This window comes from Streptomyces sp. NPDC006516 (assembly GCF_040611875.1).
Lineage (GTDB): Bacteria > Actinomycetota > Actinomycetes > Streptomycetales > Streptomycetaceae > Streptomyces.
Genome location: NZ_JBEXPD010000001.1, coordinates 867,094 through 885,338, shown reverse-complemented (window position 1 = coordinate 885,338; position 18,245 = coordinate 867,094). Strand labels below are relative to the sequence as shown.

Sequence of the window (18,245 nt, the reverse complement as noted above, 5' to 3'; positions counted from 1 at the left end):
GACCCTCTCCACGCGCACGTCGGTAACTCAACTGATGAGTAACAGAGTTGAAGTTCCCACAGCGCCGCTGCGTTGTCTGTGACACGTCACACTTCTCGTTCGCGTGTGCCGTGGTCAGAGGCGGGGCGAGCCCTCGGATCCGCGCGGTCAGCCGAGGTCGATCACCGGACGGGCGTTGAAGTCCTCGAACATGTCCTCGCCCTCCGGCCCGCCGAGGAACTCGGCCGTCGCGGGATTGCGGTTGGCGGTGGCCAGCGGCAGCCATTCGAGCAGGGTGCCGTAGCCGCCGCACACCGCCTCTCCGCCGTCGCCGCCGTATACGAAACCGGGGTCCGAGGTCATCTCCGCGCTGTCGTACACGTCGTAGGCGATACGCAGCCCGAAGGCGTTCGGCAGACGGTGCGGGCCCTCGCCGGGTCCGTACGGGGAGACATCCGCCGGGCATGCGCCGCCCCAGCGGAACAGCGTGGTGGCCCCCGCACCACAGGCGTGCTCCCATTCGTCCGGGCACGGCAGCCGCACGCCTCGTCCGGCGAACAACGCGGGCACCTGGGCGGGGACTTCGGGGAGCCGTACGGCTTCGACCGCCATCAGCACGGCGGGCAGGGTGACCGTGCGGCGGGGGGTCAGCACGCGCGCCAGGAAGTCGCGCGGGTCGGCGTCGAAGCCGAAGCCGCCCGCCAGGCTCTCCTCGTGGTAGGAGAGGAGCTGCTCGGGGAGCGGCTGCCAGGCTTCCACGTCGAAGCCGACGGTGACCTCGCCACCGGGGACCAACGCGTACTGTTCACCCGCCCGTTCGATCACGGCTCGGTGCGGGAGACCCGCCCCCTGCGGGACGGCCTCCAGCCGGACCAGCCGGCCGTCCACCTGGCGGGCGGCCTCCTCGGCGTACCGCGTGCACGCGGCCGGATCCAGGGTGCGCCAGTGGGCGAGGGTGAGGTCGGCGAGTGACATGGCGTGCAGTCTCGCATCCGCCCCGTACGGCGTGGATGGGCACCCGCACCCCCGGAACTCGGGGGTGCGGGCGGGCGGTCAGCGGCCGTAGCGGATCAGGGCACGGACCATGCGGCAGGTGGTGTCGGACGGGCGGTGCATGGCGAGGCGCTCGGCCGTCGCGCGTATCCGGGCGTTGCCGGCGCTCGACGGCTGGTACACGCCGGTGTCGAGCAGGGCGATGGCCAGACGCATGGCCTTGAGGCGGCGGTTGTGCGAGACATACCACTCGCGGGGCCTGCCCGCGGGGAGCGACTTCTTCCGAAGGGGCGTGTGGAGCGGCTCGGTCGTGACTGTGGCGACGGCCATCGGCAACCTCCTGGCGCGGTGGTGGAACCCTCACGAACTCCCTCCATCTTACTGCCCACCACTGACAATCGTGCCTGGCCAGAGGCTATTTCGCGGTTCCCTCCCGTACCCTGGGCCCCATGGAGATCTGGATCAATCCCGCCTGTTCGAAGTGCCGCAGCGCGGTAAGTCTGCTCGACGCCGAGGGTGCCGAATACACCGTCCGCCGCTACCTGGAGGACGTGCCGTCACCGGAGGAGATCCGGGCCGTGCTCGACCGTCTCGGGCTGGAGCCGTGGGACATCACCCGCACCCAGGAGACGGAGGCGAAGGAGCTCGGGATCAAGGACTGGCCGAAGGACGCGGGTTCGCGCGAACGGTGGATCACCGCGCTGGCGGAGCACCCGAAGCTGATCCAGCGCCCGATCATCACCGCGCAGGACGGCTCGGCGGTCGTGGCGCGGACGGACGAGGCGGTCAGGGAAGCGCTCGGGCGCTGAGGAACCCCTCCGCGCGGCGGCCGATCTCGGCGGCGCCGGGAGCCATGTGCGGCAGGCGGGGTGCGGGCGTCATGGATGCGATGCCTCCTGGGTCTGGCCGATCGCCTCGTGCGTCGGCGGCCGGAAGGGGCTCCCGGCTCCGACTGCGGCACCCCGGCCGGTCGTTCGGGTCCGGCCCAGGGGTGGACGGCCAGGACTGGCCGACGACCCCCGCTGCGCTTCGGCCTACGCCTGCGCCTCCGCTTCCGCGAGGATCTCGGTGAGCCGGAGCCCGAACCGTGCGTCGCAGGGGTGGGTGATCCCCGTACGCGCCGCGTCGGCCAGCGCGTCCACCGCCGCGCCGAAGGCGCCGAGGGCGTCGCCGCCTCCGGTGGGCAGGGAGGCCACTCCCCGCTCACCGCGGAATTCGACCTCGGTGCCCACCGCACCCGGCGGCCCGTCCAGGGCGAGCGTCACCGTGCTCGACGCTCCGGAGGTGTGGCGCAGCAGCAGGTGCGTGGTGTCGGCCGGGCCCCGGGCCGACACCACCTCCGTGACGTCGCCGAGGACCGGCAGCAGGACCGAGAGGGCGTGCGGGCCGACGTCCCACAGTCCGCCCTTCTCCCGGCGCCACGGCGAGGCCGCGAACTCGTTGCCCGTGCCCTCGGCGAACAGCGCGCCCATCCACAGGGCCCTGGCCGTGAACCAGCCGCCCGTCGCGGCCTGTTCGTCGATCCACCCCGCGGTGCCCGGGGCGAACCGGAGCGTGCAGAAGACCACGGAGGCGACCCCTGCCCGCTCGGCGGCCTCGGCGACCGTACGGGCTCCGTCCACCGTGGTGGCGACCGGCTTGTCCAGCAGCAGGTGGCATCCGGCGGCAGCGGCGCGCGCGGCCAGCGGAGCCTGGACGTCCGGCGGTACGGCGAAGGCCACCGCGTCGCTCGCGGCCAGGAGGGCCTCGAAACCCTCGTCCCCCGAGTACGCCTCGGCGCCGTGGGCGGTGGCGAGAGCCCGGGCCGCTTCGGGCCGACGGCCCCAGACGCCGCTCAGCCGGACACCCGGGTGGGAGGCCAGGGCGGGGGCGTGGGTCAGGCGTGCCCAGGGGCCCGCCCCGACGAGGCCCGTACGCATCGGTGGGCCGGAAGCAGGGTGTGTGGTCATGCCGCCAGTGTGCCGGGGCGGGCGGGACCGTATCCGTTCCGACGCAGGGTGAGACGGCCCCGGACGGCGTGGGCCTGGCGTCCGACACCTTCGGGAAACCTCGGTAACACGGGGTTCACATTCGGGCAACGGTCGGGAAATCGCGTCTTGCGAAGCTGCGCACCATAGACCGCAGCACCCGCAAAGGATGGCGTCCGTGACCTTCAAGGCTGAGTACATCTGGATCGACGGCACCGAGCCGACCGCCAAGCTTCGCTCCAAGACGAAGATCATGTCGGGGAGCCCCTCGCAGGATGTGGCGGATCTGCCCATCTGGGGCTTCGACGGTTCGAGCACCAACCAGGCCGAGGGTCACGCGTCCGACCGGGTCCTGAAGCCGGTCTTCACGTGTCCGGACCCGATCCGCGGCGGCGACGACGTACTCGTCCTGTGCGAGGTCTTCAACATCGACATGACCCCGCACGAGTCCAACACGCGCGCCTCGCTGCGTCCGGTCGCCGAGCAGTTCGCGGGCCAGGAGCCGATCTTCGGCATCGAGCAGGAGTACACCTTCTTCGACGGCCACCGCCCGCTGGGCTTCCCCGAGGGCGGCTTCCCGGCCGCGCAGGGCGGCTACTACTGCGGTGTCGGCGCGGACGAGATCTTCGGCCGTGACATCGTCGAGAAGCACCTCGACAACTGCCTGAAGGCGGGTCTCGGCATCTCCGGCATCAACGCCGAGGTCATGCCCGGCCAGTGGGAGTTCCAGGTGGGCCCGCTGTCCCCGCTGGAGGTCTCCGACCAGCTGTGGATCGCCCGCTGGCTGCTCTACCGCACCGCCGAGGACTTCAACGTCTCCGCGACCCTGGACCCGAAGCCGGTCAAGGGCGACTGGAACGGCGCGGGCGCGCACACCAACTTCTCGACCAAGGCGATGCGTGAGGGCTACGAGGCCATCATCACCGCGTGCGAGTCGCTCGGTGAGGGCTCGAAGCCGATGGACCACGTCAAGAACTACGGCGCGGGCATCGACGACCGTCTGACCGGTCTGCACGAGACCGCGCCGTGGAACGAGTACAGCTACGGCGTCTCCAACCGCGGCGCCTCGGTCCGCATCCCGTGGCAGGTCGAGCAGGACCAGAAGGGCTACATCGAGGACCGTCGCCCGAACGCCAACGTCGACCCGTACGTCGTCACGCGGCTGATCGTCGACACCTGCTGCACCGCGCTGGAGAAGGCCGACCAGGTCTGATCCGCACCGGATCCGGTACGAAGGGGCGCCCGCCGACGGGCGCCCCTTCGGCGTTCCCGGCCGCTGCCGAGCGCCTTCGGTGACCGCAACCGAGCGGGGCGGAGGGGGAGGCGGGGCGGCCGGCACCCGGGTCCGTATCGACGGGTGAGAGACCTCTCCTGCCCGGCTCCGATCTCTGCTTCAATGGGGGGCATGGCAGGCTTCCAGTACACCGCATCGGGTCGCAGCGACCTCGAGCCGTTCTGGCCCTCCCGTCAGCATCACGACTTCGACCGGGTGTGTTGCCGCGCGTGGAACGCGCAGGCCCTCTAAAGCCGCCTCACCCCGGCCTTCGGCCCGCGCGCACGACGTACGTCCTCGACGACTCCTCGCGCGAAAGAGCTGACCCTCATGGCGAACACCCGTACCTTCTCCGCCGCCACCGCGGCGTCCGCTGCGACCCCCACCTCCCGCACCACCCTGTCGTCCAGCCGGCACCGGCTGCGCGCCGTCGACCGCGACGAGGTCGTCGAGCTCGCGGATGTGGCGGACTTCCTGCCGCCGGGCGCCACCTGGCTGCCCGCTCCCGCGCACACCCTGCCGGTGCTGCCCGGCCGGCCGGCCATGGTCGGTTACCTGGTGCTGGTCCCCGCCGACCAGCAGCCGGCCCTGGCCGGGGCCGTGGCCTCCGCCCAGCACCGGCAGCTGGTGCCGGAGCCCGTGGCGGAGCCGCAGGCCCCGGCCTCCGGCGTTCCGGCGGCCGGTCCCGTGAAGATCGACTCCACGCGGCGCACGGCCTCCGTGGACGGCGTCGCCCTCGACCTCACCTACCTCGAATTCGAGCTGCTGGCGCACCTCGTGGCGCACCCGCACCGGGTGCACACCCGTGACCAGCTGGTGACGACGGTCTGGGGCTACGGGCACGTGGGTGACGGGCGGACCGTCGACGTCCACGTGGCGCGGCTGCGCCGCAAGCTGGGCGCCGAGCACCGCCGGTCGATCCAGACCGTGCGGCGCGTGGGCTACAAGTACACGCCCTGATCACACCGCACGGCCAGGAGGCGGCCCCGGGAGCTGTCCCGGGGCCGCCTCCTGCGTGAACGGGCGGAAGGTGGTGCCAGGTACACCCCGGTCGGGTGGCGGAACGGCTGACAATGATCCCCCCGCGCAGGACAGACTGGAGGCCGGACGGGATCCGACGGGGGCCCGGTGAGAGGAGACGTCATGATGAGACCGGCAAGGAACCGGGTGCGCGCCGCGGTGCGGACCGGGGGGCGGGCGTTCGCGCTCTCCTTCGCGAGCATCGTGGGCTCGTCCGTCCTGTTCGTCCTGTCGCTCCTCTCCCTCGCCTTCATCCTGCTGGGTGTGGGTCTGGTCACGACGCCGTGGCTCATGGGCCTGGTGCGCAGACACGCCGACCGGCGCCGCGCGCTCGCGTCGGCCTGGTCGGACGTCAGCATCCCGGTGCCCTACCGGCCGTTCCCGAAGGACGTGCGCTCCGGGTTCACCGGGCAGGTCGAGCGCACCACACTGCTCCTGAAGGACCCGGCGACCTGGCGGGATCTGCGGTGGCTGCTGATCGACATGACCGCTGGTTTCGCGGTGCTGGTCCTCGCCTACGGGCTGCTGCTCTTCCCGCTGGAGGGGCTCGTCCTGGCGGCCGGACTGTGGCGGGTGTTCGCGGACGACCCGTACTGGTACGGATTCGTGCCGGTCGACAGTCAGATGACGGGGCTGGCCGCCGCCCTGCTCGGCATCGTGATCTTCCACCTCGGGGTGTGGGCGAGCGGCCCCCTGCTGCGGCTCCACTTCGTGCTGGCCCGGTCGGCGCTGGCGCCCACCCCGGATGAGCTCAAGCGCCGCATCGACCGGCTGACCGAGACGCGGCACGAGGCCGTGGACACGGCGGCGTCCGAACTGCGGCGCATCGAGAGGGATCTGCACGACGGGGCGCAGGCCCGGCTGGTCGCCATGGGCATGAACCTCAGCACCATCGAGGCGCTGATCGAGAAGGATCCGGCGCAGGCGAAGAAGATGCTGGCGATGGCGCGTACGTCGTCCGCCGAGGCCCTCACCGAGCTGCGGGACCTCGTACGGGGCATCCACCCGCCGGTGCTCGCCGAGCGCGGACTCGGGGATGCGGTGAGGGCACTGGCCCTGCGGCTACCGGTCACCTCCGAGGTGACGGTGGAGCTGCCCGGCCGCGCCGAGGCACCGGTCGAGTCGGCCGCGTACTTCGCCGTCAGCGAGACCCTGGCCAACGCGGTGAAGCACGCCGACGCAGACCGTCTCTGGGTGGACATGCACCATGCGGAGGGCATGCTGCGGATCTCCGTCACGGACAACGGCAAGGGCGGCGCCGTGGTCGGAAGCGGATCGGGGCTGAGCGGGATCGAACGCCGACTGGGTACATTCGACGGCGTACTGGCCGTCAGCAGCCCTGCGGGCGGTCCCACCATGGTGACCATGGAGATCCCTTGCGCGTTGTCCTAGCCGAAGATCTCTTCCTGCTCCGCGACGGGCTCGTGCGCATGCTCGAAGCCTTCGACTTCGAGGTCGTGGCAGCCGTCGAGACAGGTCCTGAACTGACGAAGGCACTGGCCGAGTTGGAGCCGGACGTCGCCGTGGTCGACGTCCGGCTCCCGCCGTCGCACACGGACGAGGGCCTGCAGTGTGCCCTGACGGCCCGCCGGAACAGGCCCGGGCTGCCGGTGCTCGTCCTCTCCCAGCACGTGGAGCAGCTGTACGCCCGGGAGCTGCTGGCCGACGGCAACGGCGGCATCGGCTATCTGCTGAAGGACCGGGTGTTCGACGCGGACCAGTTCATCGACGCGGTGCGCAGGGTCGCAGCCGGCGGTACGGCGATGGATCCGCAGGTCATCTCCCAGCTGCTGTCGCGGCGTTCGGCGGACAAGCCGATGGGCGGACTGACACGCCGCGAGCGGGAGGTCATGGAGTTCATGGCGCAGGGTCGTTCGAACGTGGCTATCGCCTCGCAGATGGTGATCACGGAGCGGGCGGTGGCCAAGCACACCTCGAACATCTTCGCCAAGCTCGGGCTGCCCCCGTCGGACGACGACAACCGCCGCGTGCTCGCCGTCCTCGCCTATCTCGACCACGGCTGACCGCCCCGGCCGCCCCCGTCCCGCCGACGGCTGACCGTCTCCCTCGGTCAGCCGTCGCACCAATTCCCCCGCGCCCTGAACGGGGCCGCCCCGCCGTCCGTATGGGACGTCACGCTTCCGATTCGAAGCACTCGAAGCGGACTCGAAGCGGAGGAGTTCCATGGGACGCACATCGCGCAAGAAACGTTCGACTCTGGCCAACCGGGCGATCGTCGCCTCGGCCGCACTGATCCTGGGGGGAGGTGGGCTGGTCGCCGTCAACGTCTACGCGAGCGCCGGCGAGGGTTCGTCCGGCTCCTCGCGCGGGGAGTTCCGCGACGCGGGCCGCCGGATGTCCACCATCGACTGTCCCGACGCGGGCATCGCACTGCCCGGGATACCGGAGGGAGCGCGGCCGGAGGTCGACCGCGAACTGGCCGCCATGGATACGCAGATCACCGAGGCCTACCGGCAGTTCGCGGATCGCAGGGAGCAGATCGCCCGGGATCCGGCTCTCGCCGGGAACGCCGTGCTCGGTCCGCTGAAGGACGAGCGGACCGCCAGCCTCGACCGGATCGGGATCGCGGTCGAGCGGGCCTCGGGCGAGCGTCCCCAGGGCCTGGAGGGGCTCGCGGGGTGCAGCATGCGGGCCGACGACGATCAGGGCGCGGGGCAGGAGGCGGGCTCGGGCGGACCGAGCGGCCAGGAGCCCGGCGGGGACCCGGAGCAGGGGCAGGACGGGGGCCAGGACCAGGGCGAGGAGGGGCAGGACCCGGGTCAGGACCCGGGTCGGGGCGAAGGTGAGGGCGAATCGCAGGGCAACGGTCCCGAGGCCTCCGACTTCGTGGACATCGAATCGGTCCAGCCCGCCGCCGACCGCCCCCGCAATCGCAGGGGCGCCTCCCGCGGGTCGTTCAGCACCGACTGCGGGCGTAACGAGAACGGGAAGTTCAACCCGGACAACGTCATCGCCGCCCCCGGCGTGAGCAACGGCGCGCACCACATGCACGACTACGTCGGGAACCAGGCCACCGACGCCTTCTCCAGCGACGACGACCTGGCCGCCGGGGCGACCACGTGCCGGAACCAGGGCGACAGGTCCACCTACTACTGGCCCGTGCTGCGCCTGCAGAACGGCCAGGACGAGGACGACGTGGCCGCGGACGGCGGCGGCAAGGACCAGAACACCGGGGAGATCCAGACCCCTTCCCAGGTCACGCTGAAGTTCGTCGGCTCACCGGCAGGAAAGGTCACGGCCATGCCGCGCTTCCTCCGGATCATCACCGGGGACGCCAAGGCCTTCACCAACGGTGACGCGAACGCCAACGCCTCGTGGAGCTGCACCGGGTTCGAGGACAGGCAACTCGAGGACAAGTACCCGATCTGCCCGGAAGGCAGCCAGGTGGTGCGCTCCTTCGCCTTCCAGAGCTGCTGGGACGGGCAGAACACCGACAGTGCGAACCACCGCACGCACGTCGCCTTCGCACAGGAGGACGGCCGGTGCCCGGACGGCTTCAGGGCCATCCCGCAACTGGTGCAGCGCATCGTGTACGACGTCCCTCCGGGGCCGGGCTTCGCCGTGGACTCCTTCCCGGAGCAGCTGCACAAACCGGTCACCGATCACGGTGACTTCATCAACGTCTTCGACGACAGGCTGATGAAGAAGGTGGTGAGCTGCATCAACGGCGGACGCAAGTGCCGCTGACGCGGCTCCCCCGGCGGCGGTGTCCGCCCCTCACCTGCGCGGTCAGCTCCCGTGGTGACCGGAGTGCCCGTCCTCGCTCCCCCCACCGCCACTCTTCCCCGAGTGGTGCGGCGAGGCGGTCTCCACCGTCCCCCCGAGCCGGCCGCGCAGCGCCGCGACCACCTCCGGGTCACCGACGGCGACCCACCTGCGGCCGACGAGATACGAGCCGCCGTAGTCGTTGGCCTCGTTGATCCACTCCCGCTGGCCGCGGTCGGTCGCGAACGTCGCGAGGACGTAACGCCCGTCCCTCGTGGTGCAGTTGGCCTGCCGGATCTCCTCGGCGTCGGTCTGCACGTTCGGTTCGCAGTCCGCCTTCGACGCGAGCTGCTCCAGCGTGCCGCTCGCGGTCCGCGGCGCGGCGTCGGCCTCGCCGCCGTCAGCTCCGCCGGTGCACGCGGTGAGCAGGGCACATCCGGCCAGCACGGCCGCGGCGGCCCGGTGGGCCCGTCCTCGTCGCCACTCCAGCTGCTCCACCATCCGGCCATCGTGCCCCGCCTTCTCCCGGCGCGCGGGGAAACGCGGGAAACGCCACGACCCGCCCCGGGGCGCACACGCCGGAGTGACCATCGCACCATTCGCTCGTTCTGCTGAACATGCCCCCACTGCGAGCAGTACCGCCGTCCGCCGGCCGCCCGTTCGCGGAGCAGGCCACCGGGGAGCGGACCGACGCCGAGGCCGCCGAGCACTACGCCCGGCTGGTCCGGATCGCGTATCTGGTGCTGGCCCCCTCGCTCGGCCGCACCCGCCGGGTGCTGTCGGCCCACTGGCTGGCGCAGCGGGCACTGGGCGGGGGCCAGGGGCCCGGACCCGGGCGCGCGTACGCCTGCGTACGGCTCCGGGTGGTGCGCTCCGCGCTGGAGGCGGGGCTGCCGCTGCTCCGGCTCGCCAGGCCCCGGCGGGCGCAGTTCCCGCCGCTGGTGCCGCAGGTGTGGGGGCTGCGGCTGTTCCCGCACTCCTGCGGGGCGGACGAACTGGCACTGGAGCAGGCGCTGGCCGGGGTGTCTGGTCCCTGCCGCGCCGCCCACGTGCTGCGGGGCCTCGAAGGGCTCGACGACGCCGAGGTGTGCCGGGTGCTCGAAGCGGCGGGCGTCGCGGACCCCCGGGCGGCGCTTCTGGAGGCCGACGTGCTCACGGCGCCCCATGCCCTGCTGGCCTCGCCGGAGTTCGACCCGTGCTCCCTTCAGGTCCGGCCGGCCGACCCGGCACGCAGGCGGCGGCGTGGGCGCACGCTCCTGGCCTCGCTGGGCGCGCTGCTGGTCTGCGGCTCCCTGCTGCTGTTGCCCGGGGACGGCCTGGGCGGCCCGCAGGCCACCTCGGGGCCGCTCTACTCGCGGCACCACAGCGCGGAGAAGGCATTGGATCCGGCCGCGATACGCCGGGTGCCCGCGGGGCTCTGGCGGGGCTCCGCCCGCATGGACTTCACCGTCTGGCCCACGCGCGGCGACCGCACCGGGGACACCGGGCTGCTGGGCCGCGCCCTCGCGACGTGGGCCAGGCCGGGGGCAGCTGTGGTCTCCTCGGCGACGCCCGGGACGCCCGACGGCCCGCCGATGGGCCCGCCCCAGCTGCTGTACGCGGGCGAGGTCGGCACGGCCGCCGTGGTGCTGTTCCACGACGGGTTGCGCGTCGTGCGCTACGCAGAGCCCCGCAACGCCGATCCGGCCCGGGGTGCCGCGCTGGACTTCGCCCGGGTGGACGGGGCGGACGCGGTGTCGGCGAGCGCGCTGGTGGTGCAGCGCCGCGGCGGCCGGGTGCGCTATCTGACCGCCCCCTGGGTCCGCGAGGCCGCCGTACGGGATCTGCTCGCACCGGACCGGCCCGCGCGGACGTTGCACCGGGACGGCGCCGGGGTGACGGACCCGGTGTCCGCGCCGGCGCCGTCCCGGGACGACGGCGCGGACTGCCGTTCCTGGCAGGCACTGGAGGTGCGGGACGGCACCGCGGCCCGGCTGATGACTGATCTCGGGGAGCTCACCCCGGCCCGCCTCACCTCCGGTGCGCCCACCTCGCCCCACGACGTGGCGGGTCGCGCGGAGCGCGAGAGCTGGGCGCGCACCGCGTGTCTCCTTCCGGCCGTACGCTCCCACGGCGTCCGCTCGGTCAACTCCTGGCCGTACGCGAAGCAGCGGCTGCCCGAGGACGCGGGGGTCGCCCGGTGGCTCTGCACCCGGGCGGACACCTGGCGTGGCACGGGCAGCAGGGTGCTGGCGCAGTTCCAGGCGCCGCCCGAGGTGTCCGGGGGCGCGGGCGCGCCGGGGGCGGTCGCGGCCCGCGCCGAGGACTCCCCGGACTGCGGTACGCGCCGGCCGAGGGTACTGGCGGGCGTGCTGTGGCGCTCGGACGGCGGCCGGTGGTACGTACTGGCGGCGGGCTCACGGCAGTTCACGTCGCTGACCGCCACCGGAGGAGTGCGGGGCCGGGCCCAGGGGCGGTTGCTCGCGCTGCCCGCCGGGGAGGGCGCCCGGGCCCGGCTCGACGGCCTGCTGGCGGACGGCAGCCGGGTCGGGGCTTTGCACTGACCCGTGGCGGCGGGCCGGTGAACTGCCTGGTGGGAGCGGGCCGCAGGCCATCGGTCAGGGCCCGTTAGGCTGTTCGGCATGACGACCGGGGTGCGGCGCAGGATGGGTGTCGAGGAGCGCAGAGCGCAGTTGATCGGCGTCGCGCTGGAGTTGTTCAGCCACCGCTCGCCCGACGATGTGTCCGTCGACGAGATCGCGGCCGCGGCCGGCATCTCGCGTCCGCTCGTCTACCACTACTTCCCGGGCAAGCGCAGTCTGTACGAGGCCGCGCTGAAGCGTGCGGCCGACGAGCTGGCCGGCCGCTTCCTGGAGGCGCACGAAGGTCCCCTGGGGGCCAGGCTGAGCCGCGTGATGCACCGGTTCTTCGATTTCGTCGAGGAGCACGGACCGGGCTTCGCCGCGCTGCTGCGCGGCGGCCCGGCCGGCGGGTCGTCCACGGCCGACGCCCTGATCGACGGGGTGAGGCAGGCGGCGTACGAGCAGATCATCGCGCATCTCGGCGTCCCGCATCCGCCTGCCCGGCTGGAGCTCGTCGTGCGGTCGTGGGTGTCGCTCGCCGAGTCGACGGCCCTGCAATGGCTGGACGGGAAGCGCATCCCCCGTGCGGAGCTGGAGTTGCAGCTGGTGCACGACTTCGCGGCGCTGGCGTCGGTGAGCGCCGCGTACGACCAGGAGATGGCCGGGATCGTGCTGCGGGTCCTCGCGCAGGAGCCGGCGGACGGGCCGTTCGGTGAACTGCTCGCCCGGCTCGCGGTCCTGGCGCCCGCGGCTCCTGCCGTCCCGCCGCAGCGGAAGCCTCAGCTCTTCCGGTAGGACGCGTCCAGGTCCCGGACCTCGGCCGAGGCGTGGACGGTGAGACCGTCGACGGGCTTCAGGTGCCCGGCCAGCAGCTCCAGCACGGCCTCCGTGAGCTGTGCCTTGATCTCGGGGGTGCGGCCGGGCAGCATCGCGATCGAGACGTTCACGATGGAGTCACCCGCCGGTGCGTCGCCGACGACGGAGTCCTCGGCCCGGCGGAACCGGGTCTTGCAGGCGGGGACCTTGGTGGACACGGTCTCGGCGACGAGCGGGTGCAGGGCCAGGGCGAAGCCGCGGCGGTCGAAGCTGTCGTCCAGCTCGGCGGAGTAGTCGACGGTGATCTGCGGCATCAAGCGCTCCTGGATGCGGGTGCCGTACGGATACGTGTACGGCGTGCATGGACATGTACGCCTTCAGCTTCGCGTGATCGCGCCGTCGGCACAAGGGAGCGCGAGGAGTACGAGGCACGAAGGACCACGCGCGTGCGGGAGAGGACACGGAGCGGCCGGCCCCGGCTCCCCGCACGAGGGCGGGGAGCCGGGGCCGGCCGGTGACGTGGGTGCGTCAGCGCGCGGAGAACACGGCGACCGTGCGTCCCGGGACGGTGAAGCTGCCCGACTTCCCTTCGTACGAGGCCTTCTTGACCGTGGCGTCCGCGCCCGCCGCCTGGACGGGGTGCAGGGCGTACGCCTTCCCTGCCAGGCCGGAGACCTCCTGGCTCTGCGTCTGCGGGGTGGCGTTCAGGACGACGACCAGGTCACCCAGGCGCATCGTGATCACCCCGGGGGTCTCGTCCTTCCCGGAGAGCGGGAAGGAGAGGGCCTCCTGCACCTGCGCGGTGGTGGAAAGACCGAAGTCCTTCTCCGTGGTGCGGATCGTGAGCAGGTCCTGGTACGCGGCGGACGCGCCCGTGATCTCCGCGCACCCGGGGGTGAGTGCCGCGGAGGACAGCAGCGGCTTGCCGTAGGACCACTTGGGCCGGTTGTCGGCGGCGGGCGGCAGCCCCCGGCCGAAGCCGTTGCCCTTGCGGCAGTCCCAGTTCAGCACGTTGAACCAGTCCCCGCTGTCGTACGAGTTGCGGTCGAGCGACTTGGAGCGCAGCAGGTCGGTGCCCGCCTGGGAGAGCGCGGGTCCCTGCGACAGCACGGCGGTGGCCATCGCCAGGACCTGCATGCGGGACCGTTCGGCGGCGGTGGTGTCCTCCGGGAGCTTGAAGGCGAGGGCGTCGTAGAGGGTTTCGTTGTCGTGGGCGTCGGCGTAGGCGAGGGCGTCACCGGGGACCGCCGCGTATCCGGCGGGGGCTCCGTTGTAGTCGACGGCCGAGCCCTTGACCGTACGGCCCTGGGTGTCGGTGAAGGTGTAGTCGGCCAGGTTGCCGGTGAGACCGACCTTGATCAGGTCCTGGTAGTGGAGCAGCCGGGCCTTCTGTTCGGCCTCGGTGCCGTTGGCGGCCGAGGTGTTGGGGTCGGTGTAGAGACCGGAGGCGAAGCCCTGCACGCCGGGGTCCTCGTCGAAGGGGCCGCCGCCGCGCACGGCGTCGCGGGCCCGGTCGGAGAAGGTGGCGATGCCGGTGCCGGCCATGTTCTTCTGGGTGGCCTGGACGAAGCGGGCGTCGTCGGCGATCTCGCCGAAGTTCCAGCCCTCCCCGTACAGGATGATCTTCTTGCCGTCGACGCCGTCCTCGGCGACGGTCAGCTCGTCGAGGGCCTTGCGGACCGCGAGGATGTTGGCCTTGGGGTGGTGGCCCATCAGGTCGAAGCGGAAGCCGTCGACCTTGTACTCCTTCGCCCAGGTGACGACCGAGTCGACGACGAGCTTGCCCATCATGGTGTTCTCGGGCGCGGTGTTGGCGCAGCAGGTCGAGGTGGCGACGGTGCCGTCCTCCAGGAGCCGCTGGTAGTAGCCGGGCACGATCTTGTCGAGGACGGACTTGTCGTCCTGGCCGGAGGCGACGGTGTGGTTGTAGACGACGTCCATGACGGTGCGCAGTCCGGCCTTGTTGAGCCCCTGGACCATCTGGCGGAACTCGGTGGTGCGCTCGGTGCCGTCGGGGTCGGAGGCGTAGGAGCCCTCGGGGACGGTGTAGTGCAGCGGGTCGTAGCCCCAGTTGAAGGCGTCCTTGGCGGCGGCCTTGGTGACGCAGGCCTGCTGCTCCTCGGAGTCGGGGGCGTAGACGGACAGGTCGCAGGCGGGCTTCTGCTGGTCGGACTTCTTCTCGGGGATGGTCCCGATGTCGAAGACGGGCAGCAGGTGCACGTAGCTGGTGCCGGAGTCCGCGAGCTCCTCGAGGTGCTTCATGCCGTCGGAGCGGGTGTCGGTGAAGGCGAGGTACTCACCGGGGTGCTTCGACGTGGTGTCCGTGACCGAGAAGTCGCGGACGTGCAGCTCCTGGATCTGTGCGTCCCGCAGCGGCACGGCGGCGGGCTTCTTCAGGCCGGACCAGCCGCTCGGTGCGAGCTTCGGGTCGTCGAGGTCGACGACGAGGCTGCGGGCGGAGCCGGCGGTGAGGGCGGTGGAGTAGGGGTCGGTGACCTTGTTGGTGACCAGCTTCTGGACGGTGGGCGCCCAGACCTGGACCGCGTAACGGTAGGGCTTGCCGTTCCAGCTCTTCGGGCCGGTGACCGACCAGACGCCGGTGCGGTCGTCGCGCCGCATCGGGAGGCTCTTCCCGTCGAGTTCGAGGGAGACGGTCCGTGCGGTGGGTGCCCAGACGGAGAGCGTCGGGCTGCCCTTGCGGAAGACGGGACCGAGGGCGGAGCCGCTCGCGGCCTTCCCGTACAGCTCGTCCAGCACACCCGCCGTCTGTACGCCGGTGGCGGCGAGCAGGGCGCCGTTCGCGGCACGCTGGGTGGCGATCAGCTGGCCGCGGAGAGACTCACGGACGCGGTCCCGGTCCCGGGTGTCGACGGTGAACGCCGGATAGTCCTTGAGGTGCGGGTACTTCGCCTTCTGCGCGTCGCTGAGCTCGGTGGCGCCGAGCCGCAGCCACTGCCCCTCGTCGGACAGGGCGCCGTCGACGACGGAGATCCCGCCGTTCTTCGCGTACACGAGCTGCTGGCTGGTGGCGTCGGTCGCCTTGACCTTCCAGACCACGGTGTTCGCGTCGATCCACTGCGCCTCGGCCTTGGTGAGGTCGAGCGTGGGCGCGCCACCGGTCTGCGGCAGCAGGTAGCCGGACTTCCCGCCGAGCATCCAGACCTCGTGGCCGTAGGAGGCGATGTCCAGGGACTGATCGCTCGGGAGGTCCTTCTCGTCGCCCTTGTGGAGGATGTAGCTGAGCGAGGTGGCGCCGTCGGTGAGCGGGACCTCGAAGGTCACGCCGTAGGCGTCGGTCCTCACCGGCTCCAGCGGCTTGGCCCAGTCCGTGGGCGAGGCAGCCCCGGTCCAGGTGTGCAGGCCCCAGCCGGCGTAGTCGCCGTCGGCGCGGTGGTAGTGCAGGACGGCCTTGGTGGTGTCCTGCGGCGCGGTCTCGGGCGCCTCGGTGGCCTGCCCGTCCTTGCCCTGCTCGACCCAGACCTGGCCGGTCTTCGCGAGGTCGACGGTGCGCTCGGGGCCGTCGGCGGCGCCGTCCTTGACGACGGTGTACGGCACGGAGGACGCGCCCTCGGCGAGGTCGATCCAGGCGAAGGCTCCGTAGGCGTCCCGGCCGATGAAGTCGGCGGTGGTGTCCCCGGACTTCAGCTGCCAGCCCTCGTAGTCGCCGTCGGCCCGCTTGTAGTGGACGACGGCCTGGTCACGGTCGACGGCCACGGGCTTCGGGGCGGCCGGGGCCTGGCCCGCGGTCGTGGAGGCCAGGGCGCTCGCGGTACGTCCGGCGCGGTCGATCACCACGGCCTTGTACCGCAGCGGGGTCCCGGCCTTCACCGATTCGTGCAGGTGCTGGGTGACCTTGTACGGGGCGTGGTCGGCGGAGCCGAGCGTGACCCACTTGCCGTTGCCGGTCTGCGCGGCGAAGACGACCCGGTTCAGGTCGCCGCCGTCCACGTCGGCGGTGAGCTCGACGGTGCCGGTGGCCCCGGCGGCCGGTGCCTTCAGGGTGACCGAGGGCTTGGTGGCGGGGGCGCCGAGCTGCTTGTCGGCGCGGAGCACGATGCTGGACAGCGCGGGCACGGTGACCTCGACGGTCCTGTCGGCGGCGCTGCGGACCGTGCCGGTACCGCCGTACAGGGTCCGGAAGGTCATGCCGGCCGACTCGGTGTCGAGCTCGACGGTCTTCGCCTCGGTGCTGTTGTTATTGGCGACGAGGTATTCGTACGGGCGCTTGCTGTCCGTCCGCGAGAAGGCGTGGACGGAGCCCTCGGCGTAGCGCTCGGTCTGGGTGCCGTCGCGCAGGGCCGGGTGCTCGCGGGTGAGCTTCGACAGGGCCGCTATGGACCGGTAGAGCGGGTGCGTGGCGTCGTACGCGTCGGACGCGTGCGTGCGGTCGGTGCCGATCTGGTCGTCGTCGAGGTAGTCGGCGGTCTTCGAGGCGAACATCGTCTGCCGGGCGTCCTTGTCGCCGCCCGCACCGGTGTAGCCCTGCTCGTCGCCGTAGTAGATCACCGGGTTGCCGCGGCCGAGGAACATCAGCTCGTTGGCGAGGCGGGCGCGGTTCAGGAGCTCGGCGTCGGAGGCCTTCGGGTTGTCCTGCTTCAGGAAGGTGCCGATCCGGCCCATGTCGTGGTTGCCGAGGAAGGTCACCTGCTCGTAGGCGTTGGCCTTGTCGGTGGTGTAGCGGTAGTCGTCCGCGTAGACCGAGGCGAGCTTCGAGGCCGGGGCGCCCTGGGAGGCGTACTGCCGGGCGGCTTCCTGGAAGGGGAAGTCGAGGGTGGCGTCGAGCCTGCCCCGGGTGACGTAGGGCGAGGTGATCGCGGTGTCGGCGGAGTAGACCTCGCCGAACATGAAGAAGTCGTCGCGGCCGTGCTTCGCCGCGTAGCCGTCGAGGGCGGTCGCCCACTGCGTCCAGAAGTCGAGGTCGACGTGCTTGACGGTGTCGATGCGGAAGCCGTCGATGTCGAAGTCGCGGACCCACTTCTCGTAGATCTTCTCCATGCCGGAGACGACCTCGGGGCGCTCGGTCCACAGGTCGTCGAGTCCGGAGAAGTCGCCGTACTCGGTGGACTCGCCCGCGTAGGTCGAGTCACCCCTGTTGTGGTACATCGTGGTGTCGTTGAGCCAGGACGGGACCTTCTTCCCCGTGTTCACCGGGTTGTACGGGAAGGAGCCGGCGTCCACCTCCTCGACGCCCCGGGTGTCGTCGAAGGGCCGGCCTTCCTCGTCGAGGTACGGGAAGGCGCCCTTGGGCTTGTAGCCGTACTTCTTCTCGGCGTAGTCGACGGTGTCGGCGGTGTGGTTGGTGATGACGTCGAAGAAGACCTTCATGCCCTTGGCGTGGGCCTTGTCGATCAGCTTCGTGAGGTCGGCGTTGGTGCCGAAGTGCGGGTCGACCTGGGTGAAGTCGGTGATCCAGTAGCCGTGGTAGCCCGCGGACGCGTTGTCGCCGGTCCCCTGCACGGGTCGGTTCTTGAAGATCGGCGCGAGCCAGATCGCCGTGGTGCCGAGCCCCTTGACGTAGTCGAGCTTCTGGGTGAGGCCCTTGAGGTCGCCGCCCTGGTAGAACCCCTTGTCCGTGGGGTCGTGACCGGTCTCCAGCCGGGAGCCGGTCAGACCGCCCCGGTTGTTGGAGGTGTCGCCGTCGGCGAAGCGGTCGGGCAGCACGAAGTAGAACTGCTCGCGGGTCAGGTCGTGCCTGGCCGGTTCCTTCGCGAGCTTCGCGTCCGAGGGCGGGGACGGAGGTCTGGGCGCGGCGGACGCGGTGGCCGCCGGTACGACGGGCAGCAGCGCCGCGCACAGCGCGGCTACGGCTCCCCGCCGGAGGGTGGTTCGGGACACGGGCGGGTACTCCTCGGCTTTCGGGGATCGTGCGGTGCGAAGCGGCGGGCCGGGGACGCGCGACGCGCCTCCGGC

The 18,245-nt window shown here is 71.8% G+C and carries 14 protein-coding genes; 8 read left to right on the top strand and 6 right to left on the bottom strand.

Annotation, left to right across the window (positions count from 1 at the left end; all coding sequences use genetic code 11):
- Window positions 1–147 precede the first annotated feature (147 nt).
- Both ABZY45_RS03890 and ABZY45_RS03885 read right to left on the bottom strand, forming a co-directional pair.
- Window positions 148–954 carry a hypothetical protein gene (locus ABZY45_RS03890; protein WP_356735784.1) on the bottom strand — a complete coding sequence of 269 codons (807 nt, stop codon included), beginning with the start codon at window positions 952–954 and terminating at the stop codon, window positions 148–150.
- A 78-nt stretch (window positions 955–1,032) separates the two neighbouring features.
- Entirely contained in the window at window positions 1,033–1,302 is a 270-nt protein-coding gene (locus ABZY45_RS03885) for a hypothetical protein (RefSeq protein WP_356735782.1), read from the bottom strand.
- Window positions 1,303–1,421: 119 nt separating this feature from the next.
- On the opposite strand from ABZY45_RS03885, the gene ABZY45_RS03880 reads away from it, so the two are divergent.
- The gene (locus ABZY45_RS03880; RefSeq protein WP_356735780.1) at window positions 1,422–1,781 is read left to right on the top strand and encodes an arsenate reductase family protein; all 360 of its coding nucleotides are present in this window, start codon (window positions 1,422–1,424) and stop codon (window positions 1,779–1,781) included.
- A 225-nt stretch (window positions 1,782–2,006) separates the two neighbouring features.
- On the opposite strand, the gene ABZY45_RS03875 is transcribed toward ABZY45_RS03880, so the two are convergent.
- Entirely contained in the window at window positions 2,007–2,921 is a 915-nt protein-coding gene (locus tag ABZY45_RS03875; protein WP_356735778.1) for a Gfo/Idh/MocA family oxidoreductase, read from the bottom strand.
- Between the two features lie 196 nt (window positions 2,922–3,117).
- On the opposite strand from ABZY45_RS03875, the gene glnII reads away from it, so the two are divergent.
- The 5 genes from glnII (at window position 3,118) to ABZY45_RS03850 (ending at window position 8,940) form a co-directional block, all read left to right on the top strand.
- Window positions 3,118–4,152 (top strand): glutamine synthetase, encoded by a 1,035-nt coding sequence (gene glnII, locus ABZY45_RS03870; RefSeq protein WP_356735776.1) that lies wholly within the window; start codon window positions 3,118–3,120, stop codon window positions 4,150–4,152.
- Window positions 4,153–4,542: 390 nt separating this feature from the next.
- Window positions 4,543–5,172 carry a winged helix-turn-helix domain-containing protein gene (locus tag ABZY45_RS03865; protein WP_356735774.1) on the top strand — a complete coding sequence of 210 codons (630 nt, stop codon included), beginning with the start codon at window positions 4,543–4,545 and terminating at the stop codon, window positions 5,170–5,172.
- Between the two features lie 186 nt (window positions 5,173–5,358).
- Window positions 5,359–6,624: a histidine kinase gene (locus ABZY45_RS03860; protein ID WP_356736576.1), complete on the top strand. Its 1,266-nt coding sequence runs from the start codon at window positions 5,359–5,361 to the stop codon at window positions 6,622–6,624.
- Window positions 6,609–7,256 (top strand): response regulator transcription factor, encoded by a 648-nt coding sequence (locus ABZY45_RS03855; RefSeq protein ID WP_356735772.1) that lies wholly within the window; start codon window positions 6,609–6,611, stop codon window positions 7,254–7,256. Before ABZY45_RS03860 ends, ABZY45_RS03855 begins: the two co-directional genes overlap by 16 nt.
- Before the next feature lie 160 nt (window positions 7,257–7,416).
- Complete coding sequence (locus tag ABZY45_RS03850) at window positions 7,417–8,940, top strand: DUF1996 domain-containing protein (RefSeq protein WP_356735770.1); 1,524 nt, start codon at window positions 7,417–7,419, stop codon at window positions 8,938–8,940.
- A gap of 42 nt (window positions 8,941–8,982) precedes the next feature.
- On the opposite strand, the gene ABZY45_RS03845 is transcribed toward ABZY45_RS03850, so the two are convergent.
- Window positions 8,983–9,459, bottom strand: coding sequence for a hypothetical protein (locus tag ABZY45_RS03845; RefSeq protein ID WP_356735768.1), 477 nt, complete (start codon window positions 9,457–9,459; stop codon window positions 8,983–8,985).
- A 116-nt stretch (window positions 9,460–9,575) separates the two neighbouring features.
- Between ABZY45_RS03845 and ABZY45_RS03840 the strand changes: the two genes are divergently transcribed.
- Both ABZY45_RS03840 and ABZY45_RS03835 read left to right on the top strand, forming a co-directional pair.
- A complete protein-coding gene (locus ABZY45_RS03840) occupies window positions 9,576–11,501 on the top strand; it encodes a hypothetical protein (RefSeq protein WP_356735766.1) in 1,926 nt (641 codons plus the stop codon).
- A gap of 78 nt (window positions 11,502–11,579) precedes the next feature.
- A complete protein-coding gene (locus ABZY45_RS03835; protein ID WP_356735764.1) occupies window positions 11,580–12,314 on the top strand; it encodes a TetR/AcrR family transcriptional regulator in 735 nt (244 codons plus the stop codon).
- On the opposite strand, the gene ABZY45_RS03830 is transcribed toward ABZY45_RS03835, so the two are convergent.
- Window positions 12,299–12,649: a 5-carboxymethyl-2-hydroxymuconate Delta-isomerase gene (locus ABZY45_RS03830; protein ID WP_356735762.1), complete on the bottom strand. Its 351-nt coding sequence runs from the start codon at window positions 12,647–12,649 to the stop codon at window positions 12,299–12,301. The two genes, ABZY45_RS03835 and ABZY45_RS03830, sit on opposite strands and share 16 nt — an antisense overlap.
- Before the next feature lie 214 nt (window positions 12,650–12,863).
- Complete coding sequence (gene pulA / locus ABZY45_RS03825; RefSeq protein WP_356735760.1) at window positions 12,864–18,170, bottom strand: pullulanase-type alpha-1,6-glucosidase; 5,307 nt, start codon at window positions 18,168–18,170, stop codon at window positions 12,864–12,866.
- Window positions 18,171–18,245 lie beyond the last annotated feature (75 nt).

What these genes read in the sequence shown, in the direction of transcription:
- ABZY45_RS03890 (WP_356735784.1), bottom strand. Translation starts at nt 954, where the DNA reads ATGTCACTCGCCGACCTCACCCTCGCCCACTGGCGCACCCTGGATCCG.
- ABZY45_RS03840 (WP_356735766.1), top strand. Translation starts at nt 9,576, where the DNA reads ATGCCCCCACTGCGAGCAGTACCGCCGTCCGCCGGCCGCCCGTTCGCG.
- ABZY45_RS03885 (WP_356735782.1), bottom strand. Translation starts at nt 1,302, where the DNA reads ATGGCCGTCGCCACAGTCACGACCGAGCCGCTCCACACGCCCCTTCGG.
- ABZY45_RS03880 (WP_356735780.1), top strand. Translation starts at nt 1,422, where the DNA reads ATGGAGATCTGGATCAATCCCGCCTGTTCGAAGTGCCGCAGCGCGGTA.
- ABZY45_RS03845 (WP_356735768.1), bottom strand. Translation starts at nt 9,459, where the DNA reads ATGGTGGAGCAGCTGGAGTGGCGACGAGGACGGGCCCACCGGGCCGCC.
- ABZY45_RS03850 (WP_356735770.1), top strand. Translation starts at nt 7,417, where the DNA reads ATGGGACGCACATCGCGCAAGAAACGTTCGACTCTGGCCAACCGGGCG.
- ABZY45_RS03860 (WP_356736576.1), top strand. Translation starts at nt 5,359, where the DNA reads ATGAGACCGGCAAGGAACCGGGTGCGCGCCGCGGTGCGGACCGGGGGG.
- ABZY45_RS03875 (WP_356735778.1), bottom strand. Translation starts at nt 2,921, where the DNA reads ATGACCACACACCCTGCTTCCGGCCCACCGATGCGTACGGGCCTCGTC.
- ABZY45_RS03865 (WP_356735774.1), top strand. Translation starts at nt 4,543, where the DNA reads ATGGCGAACACCCGTACCTTCTCCGCCGCCACCGCGGCGTCCGCTGCG.
- ABZY45_RS03830 (WP_356735762.1), bottom strand. Translation starts at nt 12,649, where the DNA reads ATGCCGCAGATCACCGTCGACTACTCCGCCGAGCTGGACGACAGCTTC.
- ABZY45_RS03835 (WP_356735764.1), top strand. Translation starts at nt 11,580, where the DNA reads ATGACGACCGGGGTGCGGCGCAGGATGGGTGTCGAGGAGCGCAGAGCG.